The sequence below is a fragment of the Streptomyces sp. NPDC050743 genome, assembly GCF_044456925.1.
In the GTDB taxonomy this organism is placed as follows: Bacteria; Actinomycetota; Actinomycetes; order Streptomycetales; family Streptomycetaceae; genus Streptomyces.
Genome location: NZ_JBITGJ010000060.1, coordinates 1 through 15,886 on the forward strand (window position 1 = coordinate 1; position 15,886 = coordinate 15,886).

The following is a 15,886-nucleotide window of genomic DNA, read 5'->3' on the forward strand; positions in this document are numbered from 1 at the left end:
GTAGCCGCCCGTGAGCACGTTCGCGCGCACCTTGCCGGTGTGCGTGTTCAGCACGGTGAAGCCGCGGTTGGTGGCGGCCACCACGGAGTCGTCGGTCGCGTGCCTGCCGGGGTTCGGCAGCAGACGCAGGGCGTGCACCGAGCTGTCGACCGTGGCCCGCCACAGGATGGTCGGCGTCCCCTTCTTCAGGGTCTTGCCGTCGAGGGCGAAGATGCCGCGGCTCTCACCGCCGGCGATCAGGGAACTGGACCCTTCCCGCACCCTGGAATCCCTCTACCTCGACCCGCTCGCCGCCCGGGTCCGGGCCGGCCACGGCTCGGTGTACCGGGGTTGGCGCAGGCCGCTGCAGCTCCTGATCGACATCAAGACCGAGGGCTCGTCGACGTACCTCGAACTCGACCGCCATCTGCGCCGCTACCCGCACCTGTTCACCCTGTACGCGCACGGCCGCGTGTACCCCGGACCGGTCACCGCCGTCATCTCCGGCGACCGCGCCGCCCGCGTCCCCATGGTGGCGCAGGACGAGCGGCGCGCCTTCTACGACGGCCGGCTCACCGACCTCGGCAGCACCGCCCCGGCCTCCTTCATCTCGCTGATCAGCGGCAACTGGACGCAGAACTTCAGCTGGTCGGGTGAGGGCGCGTTCCCCGACGCCGAGCGGCAGAAGCTGCGGAGCATCACCGCCGCCGCCCACGCGCGCGGGCAGCAGGTGCGGTTCTGGGCCACCCCGGACGCCGCGGGCCCGGCCCGCGACGCCCTGTGGACGGAACTGCTCGCCGTCGGTGTCGACTACCTCAACACCGACGACCTGGCCGGCCTGGAGAAGTTCCTCGACGCCCACTCCGCCGCGTAACACCACACGTTTGGGGGACACGTCAGCCGCCCGGCCGAACCCTCCGCTACGCCACACTTGCGGCCGGAACGCCACTCAAGGGGCGTGGCGGAGGAGGTTCCTGGTGGTCATTCCCGTCTCTGCGGTCCTGCTGCTCCTGATCCTGGCCGTGATCTTCATTCGCAACTGCTCGCTGAAGATCTCCCACGCCCTGGTCTGCCTGCTGCTCGGCTTCTTCCTGGCCGGCACGAGCATGGCGCCCACCATCCACAGCGGGCTCATGACGACCGCCGATCTGGTGAGCGGCCTGCGGCCCTGAGGTCAGCCGGCCGAGAACACCCCGATGCCGTTCGCGACGGGGCGCTCGGCGCCGCCGCTCGGATGGTTGCGGACCCTCACGGTGCTCGCCCCGGCGTTACGGGTGACCAGCTCCGTCGAGCCGCCGCCGTCGAGGTTGAACGCGTCGGACGCGCCCAGCGAGCGCATGGTGTCGGCCTCCTCCGCGACCGTCAGGCCGGACCGGTACTCGGCGGCCCCGTCCAGCGCCAGGATCAGCAGCTGCCGTCCGCCGCCCTTGAAGCCCACGACCGTGCGCACCGCCGAGGTGCCGTTGTCCAGGCCGGACAGCGCCGCGCCGTCCTTGAGGACCGGGAAGCCGCCGATCGCGAAGGCGTACGGCACGCCCGACGAGGCCGCCACCAGGCCGTGCGTCACGCTCACCGCGTCCCCGACGGAGAGCTTGCGCAGCCGCTGCGCCCCCTCCTCGCGGCCCACCAGCACCGTGGTGCCCGCCGGGATGGGGCCGTTGCCCGGGGTGTCGGAGGCGGAGACCACATGGCCGCCCTGGACCTTCACCTCGTAGGTGTCGGTGCTGCACGGCGCCGACCGCTGGGTGTCGGTGCCGCACACGGCACGCATCCGGGAGGCGCTGCCCCAGCGCGCGGTGAAGGCGCCGACGGAGTTCTCCGCGAGCGCGTACTGGTTGAGGCCCTTGAGCGGGAACGTGCCGTCCGGTGTGTGCACGCTGCCGGTGGGGGAGAGGCGGTCCAGCCGGGCCCGCCGGTCGGTGCCCACCCCGAAGACGTCCCGTGTGCTCGTACCGGGCGGCAGGGCGGGCCCGAACCGCTGGCCGTTCGGCACCGCCGCCTTGAGCACCTGCCCGTCCGCGATCGCCGGTCCGACGCTCGCGCCGGTGGCCTCCACGCCCGGATGCTGGGTCTCGGTGATGTTGAAGAAGTCACCGTTGACCCCTGCGACCGCCCGGGCCGAGTCCGCCATCCGGGAGACGGTGGCCCGGGCCGCCACCGCGCCCGGGTACAGCAGGTCCACGCGGACGTGCGGGTTGGCCAGGTCGACCGTGAGCAGATGGGCGTGTGCCGGGCCCGCGGCCGCGTCGACGTCGAACTGCCGGTAGGTGACACCCGGCGCGATGTGTCTGCCGGCCGGTGCGGCGCCGGCTGGTGCCGCCCCCGCCAGGGCCGCACCGGCCAGCACACCGAACGCCGTGACGACCGTGAGAACCGCTCTGCCCGCTGCCGAACGCCTGTGACGTCTGATCACCGTGCTCCCTGATGCTTCGTCAACTGTCCCTGCCGTACGGGTCGTCGTACGGGCTGTACGGGGCAGTGGACCAGAGGGCGGCGACCGCCGGGCCGACTAGGCGTCGACTACGCGAGAACGAGTGAGAAAACGCACCCCCTCGGGTGCCTCCAGCGAGAATCCGCTGCCCCGTCCGGGTACCACGTCCACGATCAGCCGGGTGTGGCTCCAGGCCTGGTGCTGGCTCCGGGACATCCAGAAGGTGACGGGCTCGGCCACACCGTCCACCGTCAACTCCGCCAGCAGCACGTCCGAGCCGCCCGTGCGGAACTCGCCGTCCGGGTAGCACATGGGCGCGCTGCCGTCGCAGCAGCCGCCGGACTGGTGGAGCATCAGCGGACCGTGCTCGGCGTGCAGCCGCCGCACCAGGTCCGCGGCCTCGGGGGTGAGTTCGACGCGCGGGACTTCCTCATCCATGGGTCACCCTCCTGAAGAACCGGGCGTTGGTCGTCGGACCCGGCCCAGTCTCACGGATCGTCAGGGACCCGTCCAGAACGCCTCGTCGGCCTGACCCGGCCCGGCTCAGCGATGGCTGAGCACGTTCACGACCCGGCCGTCCGGATCGCGTACGAAGAACCGCCGCACGCCCCACTCCTCGTCGGTGAGCGGATGTACGATCTCCGCGCCGCGCTCGCGCATCGCCGCGTACGCCGCGTCCACGTCCTCGACCTCGATGCTCAGGTCCGGGGCGACGGGCGCGGTGCGGTCCTCGGTCATCAGGCTCAGCTGTACGGCGGGGTTGCCGGCGGAGGCCAGCGTCGTGATCCAGCCGAGGTTCATGACCTCCTCGAACCCCAGCTCTCCGTAGAACTCGGCGCTCTGCGGCAGCGCGGTCGACTGGAGGTTGGGCACGACACGGCGCACATGCATCTCGCGGCTCCACTGGTCGGTCGGCCGGTGCGGGAGCCGCCAGAGTAGCCCTGCGGCCGGCTGAGAGGATGGGCCCGTGCATCCTTCGCCTTTCGGCCTGCCCGAGCTGCGCTTCGTCACGGCCGGCGAACATCCGCTGTGGAACGAGGCGCTGGCCGCGGTCAACCGGGACCTGGCCGTGACCCTGCCCGAGCCGCAGCCGCTGTGCCTCGTCGCGTACCCGGGCTTCGAGGAGGACGACGAGGACGAACGGGTTTACGTCGCGTTCGCGGACGGCTACTCGCACGGCAACCCCCTGTGGCCGGCCGGGTCCGCCGACGGAGCCCTCCGGGTGGTCGCCGAGGCCGCCCAGGACACCGTCATGGAACGGCTGTGGCAGGCCTGGCCCGTGTGCACCCTGCACGGGGTCGGGATGCACGTGACCGGGGACGCCGGACGCGCGTCCTGGTGGTGTGCCGGGGGTGCCCGGCCGGGCGACCCGGCCCATGTACGCGCCGGTGTAGGGGAAATGGACACGATCCACCGCCCCCGCCGCCCGAACCGCAAGCGTCGCGAGCCGCGCTGATGTGCCCGGTGCCGGGCCGCCGGAGCCGGCCTGCGATCATCCTCGGGTGCGAGAGATCGACGAGCTGGTCCGGGTGGACGATCCCGCGTGGCCGGAACTTCGGCAGGCCCTTGCGACGAGCGCCGTACCCGTGCGGGTCCTGCCCGCCGACCCCGACGAGGGCCGCCGCTGTCTGCTGCAGCTTCAGGTCACCGCGCGCTCGGTGCTCGGGGCGCTGACCCTGCACTGCGGCGGGCTCGTCCTGGACGACGGATGGGTGCGGGTGTACGGCGCGGGGTCGGCCGCGAGCGGGCTGCCGAGCCTCGGCCGGGTCAACGCCTTCCCCGCGGAGCCCGACCCCGGCTGGTACCCGGCGGACGGGCTCGTCGTCGGCCATGACGTGCTCGGCGGGGTGTTCTGCCTCAACGGCCACGACCCGGCCCGCGCCGGCCGCCCGGGCGCGCCCGGACAGATGACGTACTTCGCGCCCGACACCCTGGAGTGGGAGGCGCTGGACATGGGGCACTCCGCCTGGGTGTGGTGGCTGCTGTCCGGCCGGCTGGAGACGTTCTACGACGGGCTGCGCCGGCCGGGCCGGCGCGAGGAGGCCGCGGCCCTCGACCTCGGGCAGGGCATCGCCGTCTTCCCGTTCCTGTGGAGCGAGGAGGCGCACCGGGATCCCGCCGCGACCAGTCGGCGGGCGGTGCCGATGCGGGAAGTCCTGGGAGTCGCCGCCGACTTTGCCCGGCGGCTCGGTGCGGCCGACCCCGGCTTCCTCGGCGAGGTGTGAGCCCGCGGGCGGTGTGTGTCACCCGGAGACGCGGAGCCTGCGCATCAGCAGCGCGTACACCGCCGAGGACACGATCAGGCCCGCCGGGAGGGCCAGGTCGACACCGCCCAGGGCGGCGGCCACGGGTCCGGTGTAGGCGGTGTCGACGCACACCGCGGAGGCGGCCACGCCCGCCCCGAGGGCCAGCGCCCCGGCCAGGTTGAACCCGCCCGCGTACCAGAAGGGGCCGTTGCGGGACTCGTCGCCCAGGGCGAGGCCGTCGTAGCGGTTGCGGCGCAGCAGGATGTCGGTGGCGTAGACGGCCGTGCTCGGGCCGAGCAGGACCACGGTCAGCTGCAGCACGTTGCCGACGGTGTCGAGGAAGTCCGAGACGAGCAGCGCGTACAGGGTCAGGGCGACGGAGACGGTGCCGTCGACGAGGACGCTGCGGGAGCGCCGGATGCGCAGGCCGACGGCCTGGAGGGCGAGACCGGCGCTGTAGGCGGTCAGCGCGTTGAGAGCGATGGTGCCGAGGACCAGCGCGAGCAGGAACAGCGGGCGGAACCAGCCGGGGAGCAGCCGCTGCAGCGAGGACTCCGGGTCGTTCATGTCGACGGCGGTCGCGGCGAACGCGCCGATGCCGCAGACCAGGACGCTGGACAGGAAGCCGCCGAACGCCGTCCAGCCGGCCACCGCCGTGGCGGACGCGCTGCGCGGCAGGTAGCGGGAGAAGTCGGCGCTGGTGGTGTACGACAGCGGCCCCGAGGCGATGAGGGCGACACCGGCCAGCAGGGTCGCCCACAGGGCGGTGCCGGTCAGCGGACGGTCCGGGACGTAACCGAAGTCGGTGTGCCGCACCACCACGAAGCCGACCACGGCGAAGACGGCGGTCAGGGCGAGGGTGATCGGCACATAGAGCCGGATGATCGCGGCGTGGCCCCAGACGCTGATGGCGAGGGTGACCGCGGCGACGAGCACCACGACGAGGGCCTTCACCCCGGTGTTCACCGGCAGGCCGGTCCGGGCGACCAGCGAGAAGGCCGCGGTCGCCGCCGCGGCCAGGTTCAGCGCGAAGTAGCAGACGGAGATCATCCAGCCGGTGACCGCGTTGTTGACCCGGTTTCCGAGTACGCCGTACATGGCCCGGGTGATGACCTCGCTCGGCGCGCCCGCCGCGGGTCCCGGGATCGCGAGCAGCCCGGTGAGCAGCCAGAACAGGTTGCCGACGACGATCACCGCCATCGCCTGCCACAGGCTCAGGCCCATCAGCACCAGCGCGCCGCCGACGACCAGGCTGAGGTAGTTCACGTTGGCGGCGGCCCACACCGAGAACAGCTCGCGGGGACGCCCGCGCCGCTCGGAGTCGGGGATGTGGTCGATGCCGTGCGCCTCGATGCCGCCGGCCCGCTCGGGAGCCCCGGTCATGTCGGTGTTCTTCCCGTCCGCCGCCATGCGGTGCGCATGTGCGTCGGGAATCGGGTCGGGGAGCGTGGACGCCATGAGGCCCTCCGGGAGCGGTGGGTTCGGTCCGGGCGCTTATTGGGCACCTGACCAGTTGCTTATTGGTCGGTTACTCAATAGCATCGCCGGTATGTCGTCAAGCGTTCAGCGCAAACGGATTCGCAAGGACCCGGCCGCCCGGCGGGCGGAGATCGTCGACGCGGCCGCCGCCATCGCCCTCGGCGAGGGCCTCGAATGCATCACCCTGCGCCGCATCGGCGAGGAACTCGCGGTGCGCCCGGGGCTGATCAGCCACTACTTCCCCTCGGCCGAGGACCTGGTCGCGGAGGCGTTCGGCAGCGCCGCGACCGCCGAACTCGACCGTCTGCTCCCCGCCGAGCGCTCCACGGGCAGCCCCACCCGGCACCTCGCCCGCTTCCTCGCCCGCACCTCGGGGGAGGCGTACGACGCCGTCAGCCGGCTGTGGATCAACGCCCGCCACCTCAGCCGCTACCGGCCGGTCCTGCGCGACCGGGTCGCCGGACAGGAGGCCGCCTGGCGCGGCCGGCTCGAAGACCTGATCCGGGACGGGGTCGCCGCCGGCGAGTTCCGTACGGACGACCCGTCGGCCGCGACCATCCAGATCCTCGTCGTCCTCGACGGCCTCGGCGCCCACGCCAACACCGTGACCCCCGAGCGGCCGGCCGCGGTGCTGCGCATGCCCCTGACGACCGCTGAACGGGAACTGGGCCTGCCGCCCGGCGCCCTGGACCACACCGACTGACCCGTCCTGCCCCACCGTCTTTCCCGCCCCACCGCCTTTCCGCAGAGGAGCCCCCGTGCCCGCCGATCTCGTCCTGCTCTCCGCCCGGCTGCTCGACCCCGGCACCGGCGAGCTGCTACCGCACACCGCGCTCGCCGCGCGGGACGGGCGGATCGCCTTCCTCGGCGACGACCGGGACGCCCGCAGCCTCGCCGGTCCCGGCAGCACGGTGGTGGACCTGCGCGGAGCGGTGGTGACCGCGGGCCTCACCGACGGGCATCTGCACCCGGTGTCCGGCGCCGAACGCACCATGGGCGTCGACCTGTCCGGCTGCCGTGACCTGGACGCCGTACGCACCGCGCTGGCCACGGCGGTACGGCAGCTGCGGCCGGGCGCCTGGCTGCGCGGCTGGGGCCTGGACCCCAACGCCTTCGGTGCGGCCCCGGTCGGCAGCGCGGCCCTCGGACCGGTCCTCGACGGCGTACCCGCCCTCATCGACCTGTTCGACGCCCACTCGGCGCTCGCCAGCGAGCGCGCGCTGCGACTCGCCGGCGTCGACGGCCCGCGCCGGTTCGAGCAGGGCTCCGAGATCGTCTGCGACGCCGACGGCCGGCCCACCGGTCTGCTGCTGGAGGACGCCGCCTGTGAACTCGTCGAGGCCGTCGTCCCCCGGCCCACCGAGGCCGAGGTGCGGGCCCGGACCGCCGAGGTGCTGCGCGCCATGGCCGCCTCCGGCCTCACCGGCGGCCACGCCATGGACGCGAACGGCGACAGCCTCGCCGTCTACACCGCGCTGGAGGCCGAGAACGCCCTGCCGCTGCGGCTGCGGATCGCCCCCTGGTGCCGGCCCGAGACGGACGACGAAGCCGTGGCCGAGCTCATCCGGCTCCAGGGCACCGGCGGTGCGCTGTGGCGGGTGGCGGGCGTGAAGCTCTTCATGGACGGCACCATCGACAACGGCACCGCCTGGCTGGAGACCCCCGACTGCCACGGCGACTCCGCGCACGCCTACTGGCCCGACCCGCAGCGCTACACGGACGTCATCGCCGCCCTCCACCGGGCCGGCGTGCCCACGGCCACCCACGCGATCGGCGACGCGGCGGTGCGCCATGTGCTCGACTCGGTCGAGAAGGCGCAGGCGGAGAGCCCGGGCCTCGTACGCCATCGCGTCGAACACATCGAGACCGTCCCGGACGACACCGTACGGCGGTTCGGGCCGCTCGGTGTGGCCGCCTCCATGCAGCCCACGCACTGCTGCGAGTTCACCCGCGCCGACCACACCGACAACTGGTCGCGGCGGCTCGGCGAGGAGCGGGCCGGGCGTGCGTTCCGCTGCCGGGACCTGTGGGAGGCCGGGGCCCGGGTCGTGCTCGGCTCCGACTGGCCCATCGCGCCATACCCGCCGCTGAAGGTGATGGCCGGCGCCCGGCACCGCCGCCCCGCCGACCTCTCCCTGCCGCCCCACGGCCCCGACCAGGCCCTGACCGCCCTGCAGGCACTCCAGGGCATGACCGTCCACCCTGCGTGGGCTGCGGGGGAGGAGGACCGGGCGGGGCGGCTCACCGTCGGTCACCGCGCCGACCTGACGGTGCTGGCCGACGATCCGCTGAAGGTTCCCGACACCGATCTGGCGGAGCTGCCGGTGGTGCTCACGGTCGTCGGGGGCCGGGTCACGCATCGGGGGGCTGGGGGCTGAGAAGGGCGGGTGGACCGGTCGTGGTGGGGCAGCGCCCGATGGAGCGGGACCGGGTCCGATGTGCGGCTACGGCGGGGTCCGATGTGCGGCTACCGCCGGGTCCGATGTTCGGCCACCGCGGGTGGGTGCGGCCGGCCACAACGCTGCCGCGGACGGAGGACGGCACCCGCGGCACTCACAGCGAGGCCTCAGCGGCGGGCGCGCCCTTCGCGGCGGGCGCGGCGCGCCTCGAGCAGGAGGGGCAGCATCGACAGGACCACCACGACGGCTACCAGCGGCAGCAGATAGTCCTCGATGTGAGGGACGGACGTGCCGAGGGTGTAACCGGCGAGGACGAGCAACTGCGACCACACCACTCCGCCCACGGTCTGCCAGAGCGTGAAGGGCCGCACGGGCACCCCGAGCACACCGGCCACAGGGTGCAGCACCGTCCGCAGTAACGGCACGAACCGGCCGATGACCAGCGCCTTCCCGTAGCCGTACCTGGCCAGCAGGTCCTCGGCCCGGGCGGCCGCCGCCTTCACGCGCCGGCTGGAGGTGCGGGCCAGCAGCGCCCGTCCGCCGTGCCGCCCGATCAGATAGCCGACCTGCCCGCCCACCACCGCCCCGACCGCCGCGCACAGCAGCACCTGCCAGAGCGCCAGCCGGGGCGGCTGATGCGCACTGCCGGCGCACAGCACGCCGGCCGGGAACAGCAGGGTGTCACCGGGCAGGAAGAAGCCGACGACCAGGAGCCCGGACTCCGCGAAGATCACCACCAGGACGCCGATCGCGCCGAAGGCGGCCAGCACCGAGGCGCTGTTCATCGGATTGACGGCTATCACCTGGCCGCGCCTCCCGGCCTGCTCGCAGGGCTGCTCGCTCACCAGCATCGCCCGGCAGCCGTGAAAACGCCCGCCCCGGCGCCGTACCCGTGCGGGCCCGGTCCCGCGTGAGGCGCCTGCCCCGAACGGCGGTCGCACGCGGTCCGGACAGCTCAGGCGCTCTGGACACTCGTCAGGATGTCGAGCCGGGCGGCCTGCCGCGCCGGCCACTGCGCGGCCATGACACCGACGAGCCCGGCCGGCAGCAGGAACAGCAGCAGCCGGCCGAACGGCAGGATCGTGGGGACGCTGTCCGGCTCCGCGTGGGCGAAGGTGCGGTTGACGCCCCAGGCCAGAAGCGTGCCCAGACCCATCCCGGAGGCCGCGCCGAACAGGGAGATCACCACCGACTCCAACTGGATCATGCGCATGGCGACCCCACCCCTCACTTCGGGTACGAGGGTCGCTACCAGCAAGACGTCGACCACAACGGCCACATCGTCATCCAAAGCGGCACTGGCGGCCCGGTCCTCAAGGACACCGGCCAGCCGGTCAGCCCGAACGAAGTCACCTGGGGCTGACTCGACCGGAACCTCAAGGTCAACGGGTTGCACGAGCGTGAGGGGGGAGCAGCACCGTGCAACTGCCGGAAGAGCTGATCTTCAGGGCCATCGCAGCCGCTCTCGGGGACGCGGACGAGGTCCTCCGGGACGCGAAGCGCCGGAAGTCTGTGGGCCGATGGAAGTGGTGGCAGAGCGGCCAGGCTGTCGGGTCGGCCGCAGCCAGCACCCTCATACCGGGAACATGGCTGGTGGCGGCACCCGCCTCCCTGATCTTCACCTATCGGAAGACGGCTCACATCGCGTGGGCGATCGGTCAGGACATGAACGCCGAGGTCGAGCCGGTCAACGACCTCCTGCTGATCACCGGTCTGTGGACCGGCTCGATTTCGACGGACGCTCTGGAAGCGGCCGGCGCCGCATGCAAGGACCTGGACCTGGAGGCACTGAAAGCGAGTGGCACCGTTGAGGAGCTGGCGGTCACACGTGCGCTGCTCGAGCAGGCCATCCCGGGCTTCTTCAGCACGCTGGGCGTGTACCTCGCCGGCGAAGTCGGCGCCGGCTTCGCCCCGGTCGTCGGCGCCACGATCAGCGGGGGCATGCCAGCCGCGACCGTGGACGCCTTCGCCGACCACGCCAGACAGTTCTATACAAAGCGCCCACTCTGCTCAGGGCCTCCGCTACCTGTCACGCAGTAGCCCTCGGGAACGGGGCGGAGCAGGCGAGGCCGACCTCGCCCGGGATCCGACCCCGTTCCCCGGGGCCGACGTTCAGGCGGATGTACTCAGAGCGGAACCCGCTCGCAGGACGACTCCCTGTCCCCGAACATGTCCTCGTCCTGGTGGGCGTACTCGCTGTGTTGACGCCCACGCCCCTGATCAGGCGCCCTTCTTCTGTGTCTAGAAGAAGCCCAGCTTCTTCGGCGAGTACGACACCAGCAGGTTCTTCGTCTGCTGGTAGTGCTCCAGCATCATCTTGTGCGTCTCGCGGCCGATGCCGGACTGCTTGTAGCCGCCGAACGCCGCGTGCGCGGGGTAGGCGTGGTAGCAGTTGGTCCACACCCGGCCGGCCTGGATCGCGCGGCCCGCGCGGTAGGCGGTGTTGGCGTCCCGGGTCCACACGCCCGCGCCGAGGCCGTACAGGGTGTCGTTGGCGATCTTGATGGCGTCGTCGAAGTCGTCGAAGGAGGCCACCGAGACGACCGGGCCAAAGATCTCCTCCTGGAAGATCCGCATGCGGTTGTCGCCCTCGAAGATGGTCGGCTGGACGTAGTAGCCGCCCTTGAGCTCGCCGTCGTACTCGATGCGCTCGCCGCCGGTGAGGACCTTCGCGCCCTCCTGCCGGCCGATGTCCAGGTAGGAGAGGATCTTCTCCAACTGGTCGTTGGAGGCCTGGGCGCCGATCATCGTGTCGGTGTCGAGCGGGTGGCCCGGCTTGATCTGCCGGGTGCGTTCCACGGCCGCCTGCAGGAACTCCGCGTAGTGGCCGCGCTGGATCAGCGCCCGCGACGGGCAGGTGCACACCTCGCCCTGGTTGAGCGCGAACATGGTGAAGCCCTCGAGCGCCTTGTCGCGGAAGTCGTCGTCGTGCGCCCACACGTCGTCGAAGAAGATGTTGGGCGACTTGCCGCCGAGCTCCAGGGTGACGGGCTTGATGTTCTCGGAGGCGTACTGCATGATCAGCCGCCCGGTCGTGGTCTCCCCGGTGAACGCCACCTTCGCCACGCGCGGACTGGACGCCAGCGGCTTGCCCGCCTCCACGCCGAAACCGTTGACGATGTTCAGCACCCCGGGCGGCAGCAGGTCCGCGATCAGGCTGACCCAGTAGTGGATGGAGGCCGGCGTCTGCTCGGCCGGCTTCAGGACGACCGCGTTGCCCGCGGCGAGCGCCGGCGCGAGCTTCCACGCCGCCATGAGGATCGGGAAGTTCCACGGGATGATCTGCGCGACGACCCCGAGCGGCTCGTGGAAGTGGTACGCCACCGTGTCGTCGTCGATCTCGCCGAGCGACCCCTCCTGCGCCCGGATCGCGCCCGCGAAGTAGCGGAAGTGGTCGATCGCCAGCGGGATGTCGGCCGCCAGCGTCTCACGGACCGGCTTGCCGTTCTCCCAGCTCTCCGCCACCGCGAGGGCTTCGAGGTTGGCCGCCATGCGGTCGGCGATCTTCAGCAGGATGTCGCTGCGCTCCGCCACCGGCGTACGGCCCCACGCCGGCGCGGCCTCGTGCGCCGCGTCCAGAGCCCGCTCGACGTCCTCCGCGGTCCCGCGCGCGATCTCGGTGAACGGCTGTCCGTTGACCGGCGACGGATTCTCGAAGTACTGCCCGCGCAGCGGCGGCACGTGTTCCCCGCCGATGAAGTGGTCGTAGCGCGCCTGGTAGGAGACGATCGCGCCTTCGGTGCCCGGCGCCGCGTAACGAGTCATGCTGGTCTGCCTCCCGGTGCAGCGCTGCCCGCCGTTGGGCAGCTCTCGGGCGCGAGGCTAGGCGGGCGGACGTTGCAACCACGTTGCGCCACGGGCCCGCCCCGGCGGCCGTCCCCGTCCGGCCGGTGCCGTCAGCTCGGCCTCCAGTGTGGCGAGCCGCGAACGCACCGGCGCCGTGGGCCGCACCGCGGCCAGCGCCCGCCACACCTCCAGGTCGTCCTCGCCCCACGGCGTGTGCGCCCAGTCCGCCAGCAGGTCCGGGTCGCGGTGCGCGACGAGTGCCGTCCGCAGTTCGGCGGCGAGACGGTCCCGCAGCCGTACGATCGCCGGCGCCTGCGAACCCGGCAGCAGCGGGCCGGTGTACGCCTCCGCCGCCGCCATGACCGCGCCCGCCCTGAGCCGCCGCTCCACCACGGTGACGTCCGACTCGACCGCGGCCGTCAGCCGGTACGGCCGCGAGGCGAGCAGGCCAGGGCCCAACAGCCTGCGCAGCCGGGCAAGTTCGGCGCGCAGGGTCACCGGTGTCACGGACTCGTCCGCATACAGCGCGCACAGCAGCTCGTCACCGCTCAGCCCCTCGGGGTGCCGGGCCAGCAGCACGAGGATCTCGCTGTGCCGGCGGCTGAGCCGGATCCGCCTGCCGTCCAGCACGAACTCGGCCTCGTCCCGGCCCAGCGCGCCGAGCAGCGGCGTGTCCACCGCGCTCCCCGGTGGATCGAGCAGCGCGAGCTGCGCCTCCGCGGCCCGTGCCACCGCCTGCACGAACCCGAGGCTGTGCGGATGCGCCAGCCCGTCCCCGCCGGTGATGTCCACGGCGCCCAGGACCCGGCCGGTGCGCGGATCGTGCACCGGTGCCGCCGCACACGTCCACGGCTGGACCCGCCGTATGAAGTGCTCCGCGGCGAACACCTGCACCGGCCGGTCCACGGCGACCGCGGTGCCCGGCGCGTTCGTGCCGACCGCGCTCTCCGACCAGCGTGCTCCGGGCACGAAGTTCATCCCGTCCGCCCGGCGCCGGGTCGCCGGGTGCCCCTCGACCCACAGCAGCCTGCCGTGCGCGTCGCACACCGCCAGCAGATGCTCGCCGTCGGCGGCGAACGTGCCGAGCAGCTCCCGGAACAGCGGCATCACCCTCGCCAGCGGGTGCTCGGCCCGGTACGCGCCGAGGTCGCCGTCGGTGAGCTCCACGCTGGCGGTGCCGTCGGGCCCGACACCGGCCCGCGCGCTGCGCCGCCACGACTCCGCCACCACCGACCGCACCGGGCGCGGCACCGTGCCCGCCGTGGTGAACGTCTCGTGCGCCCGGCGCAGCACACGGACCCGCTCGGCGGGATCGGCCCCCGGCTCCAGGGCCACCCACGGATCGGTCAAATCGGCCTCCCCGGACGGTGAAGCAGTGACATCGGTCCCCTGACCATCGTCTTCCGGCTAGGCGAAGTTGACCAGCCTCAGGTAGCGGACCCAGTCCCAGTTCGGGCCGGGATCGGTGTGGTCGGTGCCGGGCACCTGGTAGTGGCCGATGATGTGCTCCCTGTCCTTCGGAATGCCGTACTTGTCGCAGAGCGCCGCCGTGAGCTGCGCCGACTGCTCGTAGAGTGCGTTGTTGAAGGCTCCCCTCCCTGAAGGGAGGGGATGCGTCGCCCTCCAGGGCTGAGCGGGGATTTACGGCTCAGGCCGCCACCGGAGCCGGCGGCTCGGGTGGTCTTACGCCCTCGGCACCGTCCGGGTTCCAACCTGCCCGGACCAGCATCACGCGGGCGGAGTTCTTGTCCCTGGGGGACACCGCTGCGCACGCGGTGCAGGCATACGTTCTCATCGACAGAGGCAGTGCGTGCTTGGTTCTCGCTCCGCACGTGGCACAGTCCATCGTGGTGTGCGCCGGGTGCACGAGACGGACCTCCCGCCCGTGCTTGCGGCCCATCTCGACCAGGGCACGCTTCGTCGCGGCGATGGCGGCATCGGCCGCCTTGCGGGCCATGGTGGTCTTCGCCAGGAACCTCGGCCTGAAGTCCTCCACCGCAACCCCGTCGTGGCCGCGCATCACGGACTTGGCCCACTTGCGGGCCGTGTCCTCACGCTGCCTCGCCACCTTCTTGTGCAGCTTCGCTGCCTGTGCCTGGGCCTTGCGGTAGCCGGCGGATGCGGGCTGTCCCTTGGGAGGCCGACGCCGGGCCATCATCCGCTGGTACCTCGCCAGCCGCTGCGCGGCCCGCCTGCCGTGCTCGGCATGGGGGAGATCGTAGGCGTCGTCGGTGGTGGTGGCGGTCTCCTTCACACCCCAGTCCACCCCGAGGACGCGCCCCGTCGGGGCGAGCGGTTCGCTCTGCGCGGCAACGACGAAGGACACATACCAATGCCCAAGCGTGTCCTGGAACACCCGCACACCCGACGGGTCGGCCGGAAGATCCCGCGACCACACCACCCTCAGCACGATCCGGCCCGCAAGGTGCAGGCGGCCGTCATCGAGGCGGAAACCGCGCCGGGTGTAGTTGAGGCTGGGCCGCGCCTCCCGCTTCTTCTTCCACCTGGGCATCCCGGCCCGCCGGTGCATCGGCAACCGATCCTTGATGTCCTTCAGCGCTTTCGCCCTCGACCTGGCGAAGTCCCGAATCACCTGCTGCTGAGGCACACTCGCGCCCTCAGCCAGCCACGGCGTCACCCCGCGGGCCTCGGTCAGCATCCTGTCCAACTGCCCCGGACCACACGTCAGCTTCTCGCCACCCGCTTTGCCCTCCACGTGGACCTGCTGGGACTTCGCGACGCACTCATTCCAGATCCACCGGCAGCGCGCCCACTCCGCCTCAAGTGCGCGCCGCGCGGCAGCCGACAGGCGCACACGGAAGGTGTACCGGGCATGCCCGGCGTCCTTCGTGCCAGCCTCCGTCGTCATGCATCCGAACCTACCCGAGAGGACCGACAGTTGAGAGCTCTTGATCATCGTGGGCGGCATCACCGCCGTGCGGGGCGGACGCCGGATCGCCCTGACCGCGATCCCGCTACCCCTGCCCTGCTCCGCAGGAGCCCGATTCCTCCCCGGCCTGACGGCCGGGGCATCCTCGGAGGAACCCGGTGAAGTAGGACGGCTGGTCCACCCATCCTTCGTGCTCGATGCCGATGCTGCGGGTGTTGTAGTCCCAGTTGCCCGCGTGCCAGGCGATGTCGGCCTCGCGCACGCACTGCGCGATGTGCCCGTCCGCCGAGCGGACCAGATAGTGCGCGGACACTTTCTTCTCCGGGTTGGCGAAGATCGCCAGCGTGTTGGCGTACGTCTCCTGCGTGACGTGGATGATCACGCGGTCGATGAGGTAGCCGCCAGGGCGGTCGGACGCGGTGTAGTTGGAGGAACTCGCCGGCTGCCACTCGGCGGGCGGGTAGTCGACGCTCTCGGACTGCGCGGCGGCGCGTGTAGGGGAGCAGCGCGTAGGGCACGGCGGCGAGCGCCGCACCCTTCAGCAGCCGTCGTCTGCTCAGGCGCGGCTTGCCCTGGCTCGGCGGCCGCACCGGCTCTCTTCGCCGTGCGGGTTCGGCCGGGTCCATGTCGATGTCCATGTCCATTGGCGGGTGTCTTTCGAGGGTGTGGGGGGCAG

16 protein-coding genes and 3 pseudogenes are annotated in these 15,886 nt (G+C 72.2%); 7 read left to right on the forward strand and 12 right to left on the reverse strand.

What is annotated here, in order from left to right; translation table 11 throughout:
* Positions 1-261, reverse strand: a 261-nt coding sequence (locus ACIBJF_RS36835; RefSeq protein WP_399180499.1) for a hypothetical protein, incomplete at its 3' end; no start/stop codon positions are given.
* Here ACIBJF_RS36835 and ACIBJF_RS36840 point away from each other — a divergent pair.
* Together ACIBJF_RS36840 and ACIBJF_RS36845 are read left to right on the forward strand one after the other, a co-directional pair.
* A pseudogene (locus tag ACIBJF_RS36840) lies at positions 242-853 on the forward strand (hypothetical protein); the annotation flags it as partial. The gene ACIBJF_RS36835 and the pseudogene ACIBJF_RS36840 sit on opposite strands and share 20 nt — an antisense overlap.
* Positions 854-956: 103 nt before the next feature.
* On the forward strand, positions 957-1,151 hold the full coding sequence (locus ACIBJF_RS36845) for a hypothetical protein (RefSeq protein WP_323376250.1): 195 nt from the start codon (positions 957-959) through the stop codon (positions 1,149-1,151).
* A 2-nt stretch (positions 1,152-1,153) separates the two neighbouring features.
* Here ACIBJF_RS36845 and ACIBJF_RS36850 read toward each other — a convergent pair whose 3' ends face one another.
* From ACIBJF_RS36850 to ACIBJF_RS36860, 3 genes are all read right to left on the reverse strand, one after another.
* On the reverse strand, positions 1,154-2,392 hold the full coding sequence (locus ACIBJF_RS36850) for a phosphodiester glycosidase family protein (protein ID WP_399180501.1): 1,239 nt from the start codon (positions 2,390-2,392) through the stop codon (positions 1,154-1,156).
* A gap of 96 nt (positions 2,393-2,488) precedes the next feature.
* Entirely contained in the window at positions 2,489-2,848 is a 360-nt protein-coding gene (locus ACIBJF_RS36855) for a DUF779 domain-containing protein (RefSeq protein ID WP_399180502.1), read from the reverse strand.
* A gap of 105 nt (positions 2,849-2,953) precedes the next feature.
* Positions 2,954-3,301 carry a VOC family protein gene (locus ACIBJF_RS36860; protein ID WP_399180504.1) on the reverse strand — a complete coding sequence of 116 codons (348 nt, stop codon included), beginning with the start codon at positions 3,299-3,301 and terminating at the stop codon, positions 2,954-2,956.
* Positions 3,302-3,377: 76 nt separating this feature from the next.
* Between ACIBJF_RS36860 and ACIBJF_RS36865 the strand changes: the two genes are divergently transcribed.
* Both ACIBJF_RS36865 and ACIBJF_RS36870 read left to right on the forward strand, forming a co-directional pair.
* Positions 3,378-3,866: a hypothetical protein gene (locus ACIBJF_RS36865; RefSeq protein WP_399180506.1), complete on the forward strand. Its 489-nt coding sequence runs from the start codon at positions 3,378-3,380 to the stop codon at positions 3,864-3,866.
* Between the two features lie 46 nt (positions 3,867-3,912).
* A complete protein-coding gene (locus tag ACIBJF_RS36870; protein WP_399180508.1) occupies positions 3,913-4,635 on the forward strand; it encodes a DUF2625 family protein in 723 nt (240 codons plus the stop codon).
* Between the two features lie 18 nt (positions 4,636-4,653).
* Here ACIBJF_RS36870 and ACIBJF_RS36875 read toward each other — a convergent pair whose 3' ends face one another.
* Entirely contained in the window at positions 4,654-6,114 is a 1,461-nt protein-coding gene (locus ACIBJF_RS36875; RefSeq protein WP_399180510.1) for a purine-cytosine permease family protein, read from the reverse strand.
* A 91-nt stretch (positions 6,115-6,205) separates the two neighbouring features.
* Here ACIBJF_RS36875 and ACIBJF_RS36880 point away from each other — a divergent pair, with 91 nt between their 5' ends.
* Positions 6,206-6,838 carry a TetR/AcrR family transcriptional regulator gene (locus ACIBJF_RS36880; protein WP_399180512.1) on the forward strand — a complete coding sequence of 211 codons (633 nt, stop codon included), beginning with the start codon at positions 6,206-6,208 and terminating at the stop codon, positions 6,836-6,838.
* A 55-nt stretch (positions 6,839-6,893) separates the two neighbouring features.
* Complete coding sequence (locus ACIBJF_RS36885; RefSeq protein WP_399180513.1) at positions 6,894-8,513, forward strand: amidohydrolase; 1,620 nt, start codon at positions 6,894-6,896, stop codon at positions 8,511-8,513.
* A gap of 188 nt (positions 8,514-8,701) precedes the next feature.
* Here the strand turns inward: ACIBJF_RS36885 and ACIBJF_RS36890 are convergent, their stop codons facing one another.
* Positions 8,702-9,337: a DedA family protein gene (locus ACIBJF_RS36890; RefSeq protein ID WP_399180575.1), complete on the reverse strand. Its 636-nt coding sequence runs from the start codon at positions 9,335-9,337 to the stop codon at positions 8,702-8,704.
* Between the two features lie 152 nt (positions 9,338-9,489).
* Entirely contained in the window at positions 9,490-9,747 is a 258-nt protein-coding gene (locus tag ACIBJF_RS36895) for a hypothetical protein (RefSeq protein WP_399180515.1), read from the reverse strand.
* Positions 9,748-10,127: 380 nt separating this feature from the next.
* Here ACIBJF_RS36895 and ACIBJF_RS36900 point away from each other — a divergent pair, with 380 nt between their 5' ends.
* Positions 10,128-10,574 carry a hypothetical protein gene (locus tag ACIBJF_RS36900; protein WP_399180517.1) on the forward strand — a complete coding sequence of 149 codons (447 nt, stop codon included), beginning with the start codon at positions 10,128-10,130 and terminating at the stop codon, positions 10,572-10,574.
* A gap of 201 nt (positions 10,575-10,775) precedes the next feature.
* Here the strand turns inward: ACIBJF_RS36900 and adh are convergent, their stop codons facing one another.
* From adh to ACIBJF_RS36925, 5 genes and pseudogenes are all read right to left on the reverse strand, one after another.
* Positions 10,776-12,299 (reverse strand): aldehyde dehydrogenase, encoded by a 1,524-nt coding sequence (adh, locus tag ACIBJF_RS36905; protein ID WP_399180519.1) that lies wholly within the window; start codon positions 12,297-12,299, stop codon positions 10,776-10,778.
* Between the two features lie 57 nt (positions 12,300-12,356).
* The gene (locus ACIBJF_RS36910; RefSeq protein WP_399180521.1) at positions 12,357-13,670 is read right to left on the reverse strand and encodes a GAF domain-containing protein; all 1,314 of its coding nucleotides are present in this window, start codon (positions 13,668-13,670) and stop codon (positions 12,357-12,359) included.
* Positions 13,671-13,727: 57 nt separating this feature from the next.
* Positions 13,728-13,907: pseudogene (locus ACIBJF_RS36915) on the reverse strand (N-acetylmuramoyl-L-alanine amidase); the annotation flags it as partial.
* 61 nt (positions 13,908-13,968) lie between these two features.
* The gene (locus ACIBJF_RS36920) at positions 13,969-15,189 is read right to left on the reverse strand and encodes an RNA-guided endonuclease InsQ/TnpB family protein (RefSeq protein WP_399180523.1); all 1,221 of its coding nucleotides are present in this window, start codon (positions 15,187-15,189) and stop codon (positions 13,969-13,971) included.
* A 169-nt stretch (positions 15,190-15,358) separates the two neighbouring features.
* Positions 15,359-15,836 (reverse strand): annotated as a pseudogene (locus tag ACIBJF_RS36925) (N-acetylmuramoyl-L-alanine amidase); the annotation flags it as partial.
* Positions 15,837-15,886 lie beyond the last annotated feature (50 nt).